Origin of the sequence: Microbacterium sp. zg-YB36 (assembly GCF_024623575.2) — a bacterium.
Lineage (GTDB): Bacteria > Actinomycetota > Actinomycetes > Actinomycetales > Microbacteriaceae > Microbacterium.
This window is the reverse complement of the sequence record NZ_JANJFD020000001.1, coordinates 211,239-225,854: the sequence shown is the minus strand read 5'-3', so window position 1 is coordinate 225,854 and position 14,616 is coordinate 211,239. Positions and strand designations below refer to the sequence as shown.

Below are 14,616 nucleotides of genomic sequence, written 5' to 3'. Positions count from 1 at the left end.
TAACCTGTCATGGTGAAGACGTTCGACGCGCTGTACGCCGAGCTGTCCGCCAAGGCGGAGCAGCGCCCCGAAGGCTCGGGTACCGTCGCGGAGCTCGATGCCGGTGTGCACGCGATCGGCAAGAAGATCGTCGAAGAGGCCGCCGAGGTCTGGATGGCGGCCGAGTACGAGTCGCAGGATGCCGCAGCGGAGGAGATCTCCCAGCTGCTGTACCACGTGCAGGTGATGATGATCGCGAAGGGGCTGAGCCTCGCAGACGTCTACCGACATCTCTGAGCGCTCCTGTTCACCCCTGCCGCCCCCTCACCGAAAGCCACCCATGCTGCGAATCGCCGTGCCGAACAAGGGCTCGCTCGCCGACACCGCCGCCGAGCTGCTCGCCGAAGCGGGCTACACCGGCCGTCGCGACCCGAAGGTCCTGCACGTGACCGACCCGATCAACGAGGTCGAGTTCTTCTACCTGCGCCCCAAGGACATCGCCACCTATGTCGGCTCCGGCGCGCTGGATGTGGGCATCACCGGCCGTGACCTGCTGCTGGATGCCCGGATGCCGGGTGCGCGCGAGATCGAGCCCCTCGGTTTCGGCGGGTCGACGTTCCGCTTCGCCGGTCCTCCCGGACGCTTCACCACACTGGCCGACCTCGAGGGCCTACGGGTGGCCACCGCCTACCCGGGCCTGGTGGACAGCTACCTCGACGAGCACGGCATCGCCGTGGACCTGGTGCCCCTGGACGGCGCGGTCGAATCCGCCGTGCAGCTGGGCGTGGCCGATGCGGTGGCCGACGTGGTGTCCACCGGCACGACGCTGCGCCAGGCGGGTCTGGAGATCTTCGGCCCGGTGCTGCTCGAATCAGAGGCTGTCCTCATCGGCGCCCCCGTAGAGGCCGACGGCACCGAGACGCTGCTGCGTCGCCTGCGAGGCGTCCTGGTCGCCCGCCGCTACGTGCTCGTCGACTACGACCTGCCCGCCGCGCTCGTCGACGACGCCGTGCAGATCGCCGCCGGCATCGAGTCGCCCACGATCTCGCCGCTGCGCGACCCCGCGTGGGTGGCGGTACGCGTGATGGTCGAACGCAAGCGGGTGAACCAGATCATGGACGCCCTGTACGGAATCGGCGCCCGCGCCATCCTCGTCACCGCGATCCACAACGCGAGGCTCTGATGACCCTCGCCTGCCGCGTCATCCCGTGTCTGGACGTCGCCGCCGGGCGCGTGGTGAAAGGCGTCAACTTCGCCAACCTGCGCGACATGGGCGACCCGGTCGAGCTTGCCCGCCTGTACTACGAGCAGGGCGCCGACGAGATCACGTTCCTCGACGTCACCGCCACGGTGGACCAGCGCGCCACGACCTACGACGTGGTGCGTCGCACCGCCGAAGAGGTCTTCATCCCGCTGACCGTCGGCGGGGGAGTGCGCTCCACCGAAGACGTGGCCCGGCTGCTGGGGGTGGGTGCCGACAAGATCGGCGTCAACTCCGCCGCCATCGCCCGCCCGGCGCTCATCGACGAGATCGCCGACCGCTTCGGCGCGCAGGTGTTGGTGCTCTCGCTCGACGTCAAGCGGTCGGATGCCACCGCGTCGGGGTTCGTCGTGACCACCCACGGCGGTCGCACCGAGACCTCGCTGGACGCCCTTGATTGGGCACGTGAGGCGATCGCGCGCGGCGCCGGCGAACTGCTGGTGAACTCCATCGACGCCGACGGCACCAAGGAGGGTTTCGACCTCGAACTCGTGGGCCTCATGCGCGAGCTCTCCAGCGTCCCGGTCATCGCCTCCGGGGGAGCGGGGACCGTCACCCACTTCGCCCCCGCCGTGCACGCCGGGGCCGACGCCGTGCTGGCGGCGTCGGTGTTCCACTCCGGACAGCTGACCATCGCCGACGTCAAGGACGCACTGGCTGCCGACGGCATCCTGGTGCGCGGACGGGAGAACGCGACATGACCGAGACCGTGGACGAACGCATCGCCCGGGTCGCCTTCAACGCCGACGGCCTGGTCGCCGCGATCATCCAGCAGTGGGACACTCGCGAGGTGCTCATGCTGGCGTGGATGGATGCCGAAGCCCTCCGCCGCACCCTCACCACCGGCCGGGTGACCTTCTGGTCCCGCTCGCGGGGCGAGTACTGGCGCAAGGGCGACACCTCCGGTCACATCCAGCTCGTCCGCGGGGCGCGGCTGGACTGCGACGGCGACGCCGTGCTGGTCGAGGTGGAGCAGGTGGGCGCCGCCTGCCACACCGGAAACCACACCTGTTTCGACGCCGACGACCTGCACCCGCAGACGGCGCCGTCATGACCCGACGGGCACGCCTGGTCGCCGTCCTCGCAGTGCTGGTCGCGGGCGGGGTGTGCGTCATCTCCTCGACGCAGACGTGGCTGGACGTGACCCTCACCGGCGGTGCCGAGCAGGCGCTTGCCGTGTCGGGCACCGCCGCCCTACCGGTCCTGGCGCCGCTGGGCCTGGCCGCGCTCGCATTGGGGCTGGCGCTGACGATCGTGGGGCGCGTGCTGCGCTACGTCTTCGGTACGTTGGCGGTGGCGATCGGGGCCACCCTGATGGCCATGACATGGCCGGTGACGCAGCCACGCCCGATCGACCAGGTCGCGGCCACCGTCACCGACGCGACCGGGCTGAGCGGAACCCAGGCGGTCTCCGACCTCGTCGCGCAGACCACCGCGACCCCGTGGCCCTGGGTGACCCTCGCTGCCGCGATCGTGCTCATGGCAGGCGGCGTCTTCACGCTGATCACCGCTCACCGCTGGCGCGGATCGGGTCGCCGCTACCGCACCGACGCTGACACCGCCGGGCCCGCCACCTCACGTCCGCACGACGCGATCGACTCGTGGGACGACCTCTCCCGCGGCGCCGATCCGACATCCTGACCCCGCTAGACTGAAATTCAGCGGCCACCCAGCCGCTGCGCACGCGAAGGAGACCCATGAGCAACCCCATCGGCGACCCCGGTCACGGACACTCCCCGGCAGCGTGGACCGCCGTCGTGATCATGCTGCTCGCGGTGGTGCTCGGCACCGTGTTCTTCTGGCTCGACATGCCGGCACTGGTCTGGGCCTCCGCCGGTCTCCTCGTCGTCGGCGCGGTCGTGGGCCTGATCATGGCCAAGGTCGGTTACGGCGTCAACGGCCCCAAGTACGCGTCGAAGCAGCATTGAGCATGCTCGCGGGCCTCACGGCCGGCGCAGTCGAGGATGCCGAGCAGCGAGCGCTGCTGCGCCCGCTCGCCGAGGTCGAGAGACTCGCCGCCGCGCAGGCACCGGCGCGTGACGCGCTGGCAGCGCTGGCACCGGCCGCACGGGTGAAGATCATCGCCGAGGTCAAACGCGCGAGCCCTTCGCGCGGCGACCTCGCGGCGATCCCCGACCCCGCCCACCAGGCCTCGCTGTACGAGACCGGCGGCGCCAGCGCCATCTCGGTGTTGACCGAAGGGCGCCGCTTCAAGGGGAGCCTGGCCGACCTCGAGGCGGTCAAGGCCGCCGTGACGGTGCCGGTGCTGCGCAAGGACTTCATCGCCACGCCCTACCAGGTGCTCGAGGCCCGCGCCTGTGGCGCCGACCTCGTGCTGCTGATCGTCGCGGCGCTCGAGCAGCCGCTGCTGGCCGAGCTGCACGCCCTCGTGCTGGAATTGGGCATGACGCCGCTGGTGGAGACCCATTCGCTGGACGAGGTGCACCGCGCCGCCGACGTGGGAGCGCGCCTGGTGGGCGTGAACGCCCGCGACCTGTCGACGTTCCAGCTGGACCGCGACCTGTTCGGCCGTCTGGCTGAGCACCTCCCCGCGGATGCCGTGAAGATCGCGGAATCCGCCGTACTCACCCCCGCCGACGTCGCCCACTACCGCGGTGCCGGCGCCGACGTCGTGCTCATCGGGGAGGCGCTGGTCACCGGCGACCCCGTCTCGACACTCACTGCTTTCCTGGAGGCCGGCTCATGAGCCTGCGCGATGCCGCTGGACCCTTCTTCGGCGAGTTCGGGGGCCGGTACATGCCGGAATCCCTCATCGCCGCGATCGACGAGCTGACCGCCGTATACGAGGCGGCCAAGGTCGACCCCGCCTTCCAGGCGGAGTTCGAGGGCCTGCTGCGCTCCTACGCCGGTCGGCCGTCGCCGCTGACCGAGGTGCCGCGGTTCGCCGCGCACGCCGGCGGCGCCCGCATCTTCCTGAAGCGCGAAGACCTCAACCACACCGGTTCGCACAAGATCAACAACGTCATCGGGCAGGCGCTGCTCACCCAGCGTCTGGGCAAGACCCGTGTCATCGCCGAGACCGGCGCCGGCCAGCACGGTGTCGCCACAGCCACCGCGGCGGCGCTGTTCGGCTTCGACTGCACCATCTACATGGGCGAGGTCGACACCGAGCGTCAGGCGCTCAACGTCGCCCGGATGCGGCTGCTGGGCGCCGAGGTCATCCCCGTCACCACCGGATCGCGCACCCTCAAGGACGCGATCAACGAGGCATACCGCGACTGGGTCGCCAGCGTCGAGACGACCAACTACATCTTCGGCACCGCCGCAGGCCCCCACCCGTTCCCGGCGATGGTGCGCGACTTCCAGAAGATCATCAGCGAAGAGGCCCGCGCCCAGCTGCTGGCGGAGATCGGGCGCCTGCCCGACGCGGTCATCGCGTGCGTCGGCGGCGGATCCAACGCCATCGGCATGTTCCACGCCTTCCTCGACGACGAAGACGTGAAGCTGTACGGAGTGGAGGCCGCCGGCGACGGCGTCGACACGCTCCGTCACGCCGCCTCCATCGAACGCGGCCGCCCCGGCGTGCTGCACGGCGCGAAGACGTTCGTGCTACAGGACGAGGACGGTCAGACCGTCGAGTCCCACTCCATCTCCGCCGGCCTGGACTACCCCGGCGTCGGACCCGAGCACGCGTGGCTGTCGGCCATCGGCCGCGCCGAGTACATCCCCGCCACCGACACCGAGGCGATGGACGCCCTGCGCCTGCTCAGCCGGACCGAGGGCATCATCCCCGCGATCGAGTCGGCCCACGCCCTCGCCGGCGCGCTGCGCCTGGGCCGCGAGATGGGCCCCGATGCTGTGCTCGCGGTGAGCCTGTCCGGCCGCGGCGACAAGGACATGGACACCGCGGCGCGCTGGTTCGGCCTGTACGGCGACGAAGCACCCGCACCGGTGGTCACCCCGCCGGAAGACGACGCCGCCACCGGCGAAGGGATCGAACTGTGACCTCCCGCGTCGCCGCCGCGCTCGATCGGGCCGCCGCCGAGGGGCGCGGTGCGTTCGTCGGCTACCTTCCGCTGGGCTTCCCCGACCTGCAGACGAGCATCGACGCCGCCGTCACCCTCGCCGAGAACGGCGCCGACGTGCTCGAGCTCGGCCCGCCGTATTCGGATCCGGTGATGGACGGCACCGTCATCCAGGAGGCCACTCAGGCCGCACTGGCCGGCGGCTTCCGGCTGCGCGACACGTTCACGGCGGTGCGCGAGATCGCCGCCCGCGTCGACGTGCCGATCCTGGTGATGACCTACTGGAACCCGGTCATGCAGTACGGCGTCGACCGCTACGCAGACGACCTGCTCGCCGCGGGGGGAGCGGGGCTCATCACGCCCGACATCACCCCCGACGCCGCCGCCGAGTGGATCGCCGCGTCCGAGCGCACCGGCCTTGACCGCGTGTTCCTCGCCGCCCCCACCTCCACCGACGAGCGCCTCGACCTGATCGTGGCGGCCTCGACGGGCTTCGTGTACACCGTCTCCACGATGGGCATCACGGGGGAGCGGGCCGATCTGGATGCCGCGGCGCGCACGCTCGTGCAGCGCCTGCGCGACCACGGCTGCGAGCGCGCCTGCGTGGGCATCGGCATCTCCACTCCCGAGCACGTCGCCGGGGTGCTCGACTACGCCGACGGCGCGATCGTCGGCACCGCGCTGGTGCGGGCGCTGCGCGACGGGGGACTGGACGGCCTCGCCGCCACGACCCGCGCACTCACCGCCGGCACCGCCGCGAACTAGACTTCTCAGGCCGGACCGCCGCCGGCCCTCCGAACGCAAGGACACGATCGCCCATGATCAACGCCGCCCTGAGCGTCGTCGCCAGCATCCCGAGCCCCGACGTGGCCTACTGGGATCTGGGCCCGCTGCGCATCCACATCTACGCGCTGTGCATCATCGCCGGCATCCTCGCCGCCGCCGTGCTCACCAACCACCGCCTCACCAAGCGCGGTGCCGAGCCCTGGGTCGTCATCGACATCGCCCTGCTCGCGGTGCCGCTGGCGATCATCGGCGCCCGCATCTTCCACGTGCTCACCCACCCGGGGTTCTACTTCGGTGCGGACAAGAACCCGTGGGCGGTCTTGTTCATCTGGGAAGGCGGCATCGCGATCTTCGGCGCACTCCTGGGCGGCGCCGTCGGCGCGTGGCTGGGCTGCCGCTGGACCGGCATCCGCTTCTGGAGCTTCGCCGACGCGCTGGCCCCCGGCCTGCTGCTGGCGCAGGCCATCGGCCGGTTCGGCAACTGGTTCAACCAGGAGCTGTACGGCCTGCCGACCGACCTGCCGTGGGGCCTGGAGATCGACTACCCGAACGCGGCGTGGCCCGTCGGCCTGCCGGAGGGGACGCTGTTCCACCCCACGTTCCTGTACGAAGTGCTCTGGAACCTGCTGGGGGTCGTGGTCCTGCTGTGGGCCGGTCGCAAGCTCCGCCTGCAGTGGGGGCGCCTGTTCGGGCTGTACCTGGTCTGGTACAGCGCCGGTCGAATCGTGTGGGAGTCGCTGCGCATCGACCCCAGCGAAGTGATCCTGGGCCTGCGTACCAACGTGTGGGTCGCGATCCTCGGCGTCGTGGTGGGTCTGGTCATCATCGTCGTCCAGAAGCGCCGCCACACGGGCGGTGAACCGTCGGTGTACGTGCCCGGCCGCCAGTGGTACCCCGACGGGGTTGTACAATCACAGAACACCGAAGACTTCGTCGACGTGAGCGCACCCCCCGCGTCCGATGGTTCCGAGGAGACAGCCACAAGCGCAGTCCCCAGCAAGTAACGCCCAGGGCCGACGGCGTCCCATCTTGAGTATCAGAGTGAGGACGGAAGGTATGCCTTCGAGCCCCCGTCACAACGCCGGCGCACCAGCGGCGTTCCCCCCGCGTCAGGGGATGTACAACCCGGCCTTCGAAAAGGATGCGTGCGGGCTGGCGATGGTCGCCACCCTGCGCGGCCACGCCGGGCATGACATCGTCGAGCTCGCGCTGACGGCCCTGCGCAACCTGGAGCACCGCGGGGCCATCGGCTCCGACGCGGGCACCGGCGACGGAGCAGGCATCCTCACGCAGATGCCGGATGCCTTCCTGCGCGCGGTGGTCGACTTCGACCTCCCGCCGGTGGGGGAGTATGCCGCCGGCATGGCGTTCCTGCCGCTGGATGACGAGGCCCGCGAGGAGCTGAAGTCGGGCATCGAACAGCTCGCCGCACGCGAGGGACTGACGGTGCTGGGCTGGCGCGTGGTCCCCACCGTCGAGGACAACCTCGGCAGGCTCGCCTACGACGCCCGCCCCACGTTCGAGCAGCTGTTCGTGTCACGGCCCGCCATCGGCGGCGCCGCAGCGCTGTCCGGCATCGAACTGGACCGCCGCGCCTACCGGCTGCGCAAGCGCGCGCAGCACGAACTGGGCGCCTACTTCGTCTCGCTGTCCTGCCGCACGCTCGGCTACAAGGGCATGGTCACGACGCTGCAGCTGGAGCCGTTCTACCCCGACCTGCAGGACGAGCGCTTCGCGTCAGAGCTGGCTGTGGTGCACTCGCGCTACTCCACCAACACGTTCCCGTCGTGGCCGCTGGCCCAGCCGCTGCGCATGCTCGCCCACAACGGCGAGATCAACACCGTCAGCGGCAACCGCAACTGGATGCGTGCCCGCCAGTCGCAGCTGGAATCCGAGCTGCTGGGCGACATCCGTCCGCTGCTGCCGATCTGCACCGACGGGGCGAGCGACTCCGCGTCGTTCGACGAGGTGCTGGAACTGCTGACCCTCAGCGGCCGGAGCCTGCCGCACGCGATCATGATGATGGTGCCGGAGGCGTACGAGAAGCAGGCCGACATCGCGCCGGATCTCCGGGCGTTCTACGACTACCACTCCATGCTCATGGAGCCCTGGGACGGCCCGGCCGCGCTCATCTTCACCGACGGCACGCAGGTCGGCGCCACGCTTGACCGCAACGGCCTGCGCCCCGGGCGCTGGACCGAGACCACCGACGGGCTCATCGTCATCGGCAGCGAGACCGGCGTGCTCGATTTCGAGCCGGAGCGCATCAAGCGTCGCGGCCGGCTGCGCCCCGGGCGGATGTTCCTCGTCGACACCGCGGAGCGGCGCATCGTGGAGGATGCCGAGATCAAGGCGCGCCTGGCCGCCTCCGAGCCCTGGGAGCTGTGGCTGCGCCAGCGGCTGCAGCTGTCGGAGCTGCCCGAACGCGAGCACATCGTGCACCCCATCGCCTCGATCACCCGTCGTCAGCGGACGTTCGGCTACACCGAGGAGGAGGTGCGCATCCTCCTCACCCCGATGGGGCAGAACGGCGCCGAGCCGATCGGCGCCATGGGCTCTGACACGCCCATCGCCGTCCTCAGCGAGCGACCCCGCCTGCTGTTCGACTACTTCGTGCAGCAGTTCGCGCAGGTCACCAACCCGCCGCTGGACTCCATCCGCGAAGAGGTCGTCACCAGCCTGCGCGCGGGCCTGGGCCCGGAGCGCAACCTGCTGTCCTCCGGTCCCGACCACGCCCGTCAGATCACCCTCGATTTCCCGGTGATCGACAACGACGAGCTCGCCAAGATCCAGAACATCGAGCGCATCATGCCCGGCCGCCGCGCCGTGACGCTCAAGGGGCTGTACCACTCCGACGCCGACCCGGGCACGCTGAAGGCGCGCATCGACGAACTGTGCGCCGAGGCGGAGCGGGCGATCGAAGACGGTGCGGAGTTCCTCATCCTCTCCGACCGCGACTCGACCAAAGACCTCGTGCCGATCCCGTCGCTGCTGATGGTCTCCGCGGTGCACCACCACCTCATCCGCAAGCAGAACCGGATGAAGGTCGGCCTGGTGGTCGAAGCCGGCGACGTGCGCGAAGTGCACCACGTGGCGACGCTCATCGGCTACGGCGCATCCGCGGTGAACCCCTACCTCGCGATGGAGTCGGTGGAGTACCTGGTACGCGCCGGGTTCATCACCGGGCTCACCCCCGAGAAGGCCGTCGCCAACGTGCTGTATGCGCTGGGCAAGGGCGTACTGAAGATCATGTCGAAGATGGGCATCTCCACGGTGTCGTCCTACGCCGGCGCGCAGGCGTTCGAAGCGGTGGGCCTGTCGCAGGAATTCATCGACGACTACTTCACCGGCACCGAGAGCAAGCTCGGCGGCATCGGCGTGGCCGAGATCGCCGCCGAGAACCAGGCGCGTCACAACTGGGCGTACCCCGAGGACGGCGCGGCCCGTGCGCACGAGCGGCTGTGGACCGGCGGCGAGTATCAGTGGCGCCGCGACGGCTCCCCGCACCTGTTCAACCCGGACACGGTGTTCCGCCTGCAGCACTCCACTCGCTCCCGCCGGTACGACATCTTCCGCGAGTACACAAAGCTCGTCGACGACCAGGCCAAGCAGCTCAAGACGCTGCGCGGCATGTTCACGCTCCGCAGCGGCCTGCGACCGCCCGTGCCGATCGACGAGGTCGAACCGATCTCGGCGATCATCAAGCGGTTCTCCACCGGCGCGATGAGCTACGGCTCCATCTCGAAGGAAGCGCACGAGACGCTCGCGATCGCGATGAACCGCATCGGCGGCAAGTCGAACACCGGCGAAGGCGGCGAAGACGTCGACCGGCTGCTGGACCCGCAGCGCCGCAGCGCCATCAAGCAGGTGGCATCCGGTCGGTTCGGCGTCACCAGCATGTACCTCACCCACGCCGAGGACATCCAGATCAAGCTCGCCCAGGGCGCCAAGCCCGGTGAGGGCGGGCAGCTGCCGCCGGCGAAGGTGTATCCCTGGATCGCCCGTACCCGCGGCGGAACCCCCGGGGTGGGACTCATCTCGCCGCCGCCGCACCATGACATCTACTCGATCGAAGACCTCAAGCAGCTGATCTTCGATCTCAAGCGCGCCAACCCGGCCGCCCGCGTGCACGTCAAGCTCGTCAGCCAGTCCGGCATCGGCGCGGTCGCCGCAGGCACCGCCAAGGCCCTCGCCGACGTCATCCTCGTCTCCGGCCACGACGGCGGCACCGGCGCGAGCCCGCTGAACTCGCTCAAGCACGCCGGAACCCCGTGGGAGCTGGGTCTTGCCGAGACCCAGCAGACGCTCATGCTCAACAACATGCGCGACCGGGTGGTCGTGCAGGCCGACGGGCAGCTCAAGACCGGCCGCGACGTGATCATCGCCGCGCTGCTGGGTGCAGAGGAGTTCGGTTTCGCCACGACCGCGCTGGTGGTGGAGGGCTGCATCATGATGCGGGTCTGCCACCTCGACACGTGTCCGGTGGGAGTTGCGACGCAGAACCCGGTGCTGCGTTCGCGCTTCACCGGCAAGGCCGAGCACGTGGTGAACTTCATGGAGTTCCTCGCCCAGGAGGTGCGCGAGTACCTCGCCGAGCTCGGGTTCCGCTCGATGGAAGAAGCCATCGGCCACAGCGAGCTGCTCGACGTCAACGGCGCGATCTCGCACTGGAAGGCCAGCGGCCTGGACCTGACGCCCATCCTGCGCGGGCCGGCGTTCGCCGAGTCGGCACCTCGCCGCAACATGCGCGGTCAGGACCATGAGCTCGAGGCGCACTTCGATGTGCAGCTGATCGAACGCGCTCAGGACGTCATCGCGCACGGCGGTCAGATCAGCATCGACCTGCCCATCCGCAACACGGAGCGGGCGGTGGGCACCATGCTCGGCAACCGGGTCACCCTGGCGCACGGCGTCAACGGGCTGCCGTCCGGGTCGATCGTGGTGAACCTCACCGGCTCGGCGGGGCAGTCCTTCGGGGCGTTCCTGCCCGCCGGCATCACGCTGCGGCTGGAGGGCGACTCCAACGACTACGTCGGCAAGGGTCTTTCCGGCGGGCAGATCGTGGTGCGTCCGCCGCGCGGAGCCGGGTTCGACGCGTCCCGCAACGTGATCGCCGGCAACGTGATCGGGTACGGCGCGACGCAGGGCACCATGTTCCTGCGAGGCGTGGTGGGGGAGCGGTTCTTCGTGCGCAACTCCGGCGCGACCGCGGTCGTCGAGGGCGTGGGCGACCACGCGCTGGAGTACATGACCGGCGGACTCGCCATCATCCTCGGCGCCACCGGGCGCAACCTCGGTGCCGGCATGTCCGGCGGCACCGCGTACATCTACAAGCTCGACCGGGCGCTGGTGAACCGCGAGTCGCTCGCCAGCGGCGAGCTGGAGCTGCTGGAGATGGGCTCCGGCGACATCGAGATCCTGCGCGACCTGCTGCTGCAGCACGTCGCCGAGACGGAATCGTCGCTCGCGGCATCCCTGCTGGAGAACTTCGACGTCGAGGCGGGCAACTTCGTCCGCGTCGTGCCGCGTGACTACGCGGCCGTGCTGCAGACCCGCCAGGAGGCGGCCGCAGAAGGACTCGACCCCGACGGCGACGTCGTCTGGAACCGCATCATGGAGGTGACGGGTGGCTGACCCCAAGGGCTTTTTGAAAGTCACCGAGCGCGAGCTGCCGCCGCGCCGGCCGGTGCCGGTGCGCATCATGGACTGGAAAGAGGTGTACGAGCCGGGGGATTCGGCCGTGCTCCGCCGCCAGGCCGGCCGCTGCATGGACTGCGGTGTGCCGTTCTGCCACCAGGGGTGTCCGCTGGGCAACCTCATCCCGGAGTGGAACGACCTGACCTGGCGTGGCCAGTCCCGCAGCGCCATCGAGCGGCTGCACGCGACGAACAACTTCCCGGAGTTCACCGGGCGGCTGTGCCCGGCGCCCTGCGAGAGCTCGTGCGTGCTGGGCATCAACCAGCCCGCCGTGACGATCAAGCAGGTCGAAGTCTCGATCATCGACGAGGCTTTCGCGCGCGGCTGGGTCGAACCGGAGCCGCCGGGACGCCTCACCGGCAAGACCGTCGCCGTGGTCGGATCGGGCCCGGCCGGCCTCGCCGCCGCGCAGCAGTTGACCCGCGCCGGCCACACCGTCGCCGTGTTCGAGCGGGACGACCGCATCGGCGGGCTGCTGCGTTACGGCATCCCCGACTTCAAGATGGAGAAGCGTCACCTCGAGTCCCGGCTGCGCCAGATGCAGGACGAGGGCACCCGCTTCCGCGCCGGCGTCGAGATCGGCAAGGACATCCCCTGGGATCAGCTGCGGGCACGCTATGACGCGGTCGTGGTCGCCACCGGCGCCACCGTGCCGCGTGACCTGGCGATCCCGGGGCGCGATCTTGCCGGCGTGCACTTCGCGATGGAGTTCCTGGTGGAATCGAACAAGGCCGTCGCCGGCGACCAGGTTCCCAACCAGATCAGCGCGCAGGGCAAGCACGTCATCGTCATCGGCGGCGGCGACACCGGCGCCGACTGCATCGGCACGGCCCACCGCCAGGGTGCGCTGAGCGTGACCAACCTGGCGATCGGCAAGCAGCCGCCCGCGGCCCGGACCGACAGCCAGCCGTGGCCGATGGCGCCGACGATCTTCGAGGTGTCCTCCGCGCACGAGGAGGGCGGTGAGCGGGCATATCTGGCCTCCACCGTCGAGTTCCTCGGCAACGAGGTCGGCGAAGTGCGCGCGCTCCGGGTGGCCGAGACCGAGTACATCGACGGCCGCCGCGTCCCCAAGAGCGGCACCGAGCGCGAGATCCCCGCCGACCTGGTGCTGATCGCGATGGGCTTCACCGGCCCCGAGCGTGCCCAGCTGGAAGATCAGCTCGAGGCGCAGTTCACCTCGCGCGGCGCCATCACCCGCGACGACGACTACCAGGCGACGCACCCCGGTGTGTTCGTCGCCGGCGACGCCGGCCGCGGTCAGTCGCTCATCGTCTGGGCGATCGCCGAGGGCCGGGGAGCGGCGGCATCCGTCGATCGCTACCTCATGGGGGCGACGGAGTTGATTTCTCCCGTTCGCCCCACCGATATCGCAATCGGCCTGCAGGCGTAGGCTGGTACCTGCGGCAGTTGTCCGCCAATCCCCCCAACGACCGGAGCACCACACGATGAGACGCGCGAAAATCGTCGCCACTCTCGGCCCAGCCACGTCCACCTATGAGATGGTCCGCGCGATCATCGACGCCGGTGTCGACGTAGCCCGATTCAACCTGAGCCACGGGGACTACTCCGTGCACGAGAACAACTTCGCCAACGTGCGCAAGGCGGCCAAGGATGCCGGTCGCGCCGTTGCCGCACTGGTGGACCTGCAGGGACCCAAGATCCGTCTCGGCAAGTTCGCCGCAGGCCCGCACCACCTCTCCGAGGGTGATGTCTTCAAGATCACCACCGAAGACATCGAAGGCACCAAGGAGCTCGTCTCGACGACCTTCAAGGGCCTGCCCGCCGACGTCAAGCCGGGAGACTTCCTCCTGATCGACGACGGCAAGGTGCGCGTCGAGGTCACCGGCGTCGAAGGCCAGGTCGTCACGACCAAGGTCATCGTCGGCGGTCCGGTGTCCAACAACAAGGGCATCAACCTGCCCGGCGTCGCCGTCAACGTCCCCGCACTGTCGGACAAGGACGAAGCGGACCTGCGTTGGGGCCTGCGCGCAGGCGCCGACCTCATCGCCCTGTCGTTCGTGCGCAGCGCCGAGGACGTCACCCGCGTGCACGAGATCATGGCTGAAGAGGGCCGCCGCGTCCCCGTCATCGCCAAGATCGAGAAGCCGCAGGCCGTGGAAAACCTCGAGGAGATCATCGACGCGTTCGACGGCATCATGGTCGCCCGCGGTGACCTGGGCGTCGAGCTTCCGCTGGAAGCCGTCCCGATCGTGCAGAAGCGGGCCGTGGAGCTGTGCCGTCGCATGGCCAAGCCCGTCATCGTCGCGACGCAGATGCTCGAGTCGATGATCAACAACCCGGTGCCCACCCGCGCCGAGACCAGCGACGTCGCCAACGCCGTCCTCGACGGTGCCGACGCGGTCATGCTGTCCGGTGAGACCAGCGTCGGGGACTACCCCGTCGTGGTCGTGCAGACGATGGCACGCATCATCGAATCCACCGAAGACCACGGGCTCGAGCGCATCGCGCCGCTGAACACCAAGCCGCGCACGCAGGGCGGCGCCATCACCCTCGCGGCGATGGAGGTGGCCGAGTTCGTCGACGCCAAGTACGTCTGCATCTTCACCGAGTCCGGTGACACCGCCCGACGCATGTCGCGGCTGCGTCCGAAGATCCCGATGATCGGCTTCACCCCCGACCCGGCCATCCGCCGGCGGATGGCGATCACGTGGGGTGTGCAGTCGACCCTCGTGGAGCACGTGGCTCACACCGACCTCATGTTCATCCAGGTCGACGACTACCTGCTCTCCAACGGCCTGGCCGAGGTCGGCGACCGCGTCGTGGTGATCTCCGGATCCCCTCCCGGAATCATCGGGTCGACCAACGACATCCGCATCCACAAGGTGGGCGACGCCGTGCACGGCAAGGCGCCGATCTACAAGGCCGAGCAGTAAGGCCGGATGC

General features: G+C 69.7%; 13 protein-coding genes. All 13 read left to right on the top strand.

The features are described 5' to 3' along the window. Window positions 1–12: 12 nt before the first annotated feature. Genes NQ151_RS01130 through pyk form a run of 13 tightly spaced genes read left to right on the top strand, consistent with a single transcriptional unit; the run spans window position 13 to window position 14,606 of the window. On the top strand, window positions 13–276 hold the full coding sequence (locus NQ151_RS01130; RefSeq protein ID WP_257509849.1) for a phosphoribosyl-ATP diphosphatase: 264 nt from the start codon (window positions 13–15) through the stop codon (window positions 274–276). A gap of 43 nt (window positions 277–319) precedes the next feature. After that, a complete protein-coding gene (gene hisG, locus NQ151_RS01125; protein ID WP_257509850.1) occupies window positions 320–1,162 on the top strand; it encodes an ATP phosphoribosyltransferase in 843 nt (280 codons plus the stop codon). Continuing rightward, window positions 1,162–1,941 carry an imidazole glycerol phosphate synthase subunit HisF gene (gene hisF, locus NQ151_RS01120; protein ID WP_257526751.1) on the top strand — a complete coding sequence of 260 codons (780 nt, stop codon included), beginning with the start codon at window positions 1,162–1,164 and terminating at the stop codon, window positions 1,939–1,941. Before hisG ends, hisF begins: the two co-directional genes overlap by 1 nt. Further along, the gene (hisI, locus tag NQ151_RS01115; protein ID WP_257509852.1) at window positions 1,938–2,294 is read left to right on the top strand and encodes a phosphoribosyl-AMP cyclohydrolase; all 357 of its coding nucleotides are present in this window, start codon (window positions 1,938–1,940) and stop codon (window positions 2,292–2,294) included. The genes hisF and hisI overlap by 4 nt, the downstream gene beginning before the upstream one ends. Beyond that, window positions 2,291–2,881: a Trp biosynthesis-associated membrane protein gene (locus NQ151_RS01110; protein WP_257509853.1), complete on the top strand. Its 591-nt coding sequence runs from the start codon at window positions 2,291–2,293 to the stop codon at window positions 2,879–2,881. The genes hisI and NQ151_RS01110 overlap by 4 nt, the downstream gene beginning before the upstream one ends. Window positions 2,882–2,937: 56 nt before the next feature. Next, window positions 2,938–3,168 carry a DUF6704 family protein gene (locus NQ151_RS01105; protein ID WP_257509854.1) on the top strand — a complete coding sequence of 77 codons (231 nt, stop codon included), beginning with the start codon at window positions 2,938–2,940 and terminating at the stop codon, window positions 3,166–3,168. A gap of 2 nt (window positions 3,169–3,170) precedes the next feature. Further along, a complete protein-coding gene (trpC, locus tag NQ151_RS01100) occupies window positions 3,171–3,947 on the top strand; it encodes an indole-3-glycerol phosphate synthase TrpC (RefSeq protein WP_257526750.1) in 777 nt (258 codons plus the stop codon). After that, window positions 3,944–5,206, top strand: a complete 1,263-nt coding sequence (trpB, locus tag NQ151_RS01095; protein WP_257509856.1) for a tryptophan synthase subunit beta — start codon at window positions 3,944–3,946, stop codon at window positions 5,204–5,206. The genes trpC and trpB overlap by 4 nt, the downstream gene beginning before the upstream one ends. Further along, window positions 5,203–5,991 (top strand): tryptophan synthase subunit alpha, encoded by a 789-nt coding sequence (gene trpA / locus NQ151_RS01090; RefSeq protein WP_257509857.1) that lies wholly within the window; start codon window positions 5,203–5,205, stop codon window positions 5,989–5,991. The genes trpB and trpA overlap by 4 nt, the downstream gene beginning before the upstream one ends. 53 nt (window positions 5,992–6,044) lie before the next feature. After that, a complete protein-coding gene (gene lgt, locus NQ151_RS01085) occupies window positions 6,045–7,016 on the top strand; it encodes a prolipoprotein diacylglyceryl transferase (RefSeq protein WP_257509858.1) in 972 nt (323 codons plus the stop codon). 52 nt (window positions 7,017–7,068) lie between these two features. Beyond that, entirely contained in the window at window positions 7,069–11,646 is a 4,578-nt protein-coding gene (gene gltB / locus NQ151_RS01080; RefSeq protein ID WP_257526749.1) for a glutamate synthase large subunit, read from the top strand. Further along, window positions 11,639–13,102, top strand: coding sequence for a glutamate synthase subunit beta (locus tag NQ151_RS01075; RefSeq protein ID WP_257526748.1), 1,464 nt, complete (start codon window positions 11,639–11,641; stop codon window positions 13,100–13,102). The genes gltB and NQ151_RS01075 overlap by 8 nt, the downstream gene beginning before the upstream one ends. Window positions 13,103–13,157: 55 nt before the next feature. Then, window positions 13,158–14,606: a pyruvate kinase gene (pyk, locus tag NQ151_RS01070; RefSeq protein ID WP_257509861.1), complete on the top strand. Its 1,449-nt coding sequence runs from the start codon at window positions 13,158–13,160 to the stop codon at window positions 14,604–14,606. The last annotated feature ends 10 nt before the right edge of the window (window positions 14,607–14,616 follow it).

Bases quoted from the DNA above. Each gene is read 5' to 3' on its own strand.
- hisG (WP_257509850.1), top strand. From the start codon at position 320: ATGCTGCGAATCGCCGTGCCGAACAAGGGCTCGCTCGCCGACACCGCC.
- hisF (WP_257526751.1), top strand. From the start codon at position 1,162: ATGACCCTCGCCTGCCGCGTCATCCCGTGTCTGGACGTCGCCGCCGGG.
- hisI (WP_257509852.1), top strand. From the start codon at position 1,938: ATGACCGAGACCGTGGACGAACGCATCGCCCGGGTCGCCTTCAACGCC.
- NQ151_RS01110 (WP_257509853.1), top strand. From the start codon at position 2,291: ATGACCCGACGGGCACGCCTGGTCGCCGTCCTCGCAGTGCTGGTCGCG.
- NQ151_RS01105 (WP_257509854.1), top strand. From the start codon at position 2,938: ATGAGCAACCCCATCGGCGACCCCGGTCACGGACACTCCCCGGCAGCG.
- trpC (WP_257526750.1), top strand. From the start codon at position 3,171: ATGCTCGCGGGCCTCACGGCCGGCGCAGTCGAGGATGCCGAGCAGCGA.
- trpB (WP_257509856.1), top strand. From the start codon at position 3,944: ATGAGCCTGCGCGATGCCGCTGGACCCTTCTTCGGCGAGTTCGGGGGC.
- lgt (WP_257509858.1), top strand. From the start codon at position 6,045: ATGATCAACGCCGCCCTGAGCGTCGTCGCCAGCATCCCGAGCCCCGAC.
- gltB (WP_257526749.1), top strand. From the start codon at position 7,069: ATGCCTTCGAGCCCCCGTCACAACGCCGGCGCACCAGCGGCGTTCCCC.
- pyk (WP_257509861.1), top strand. From the start codon at position 13,158: ATGAGACGCGCGAAAATCGTCGCCACTCTCGGCCCAGCCACGTCCACC.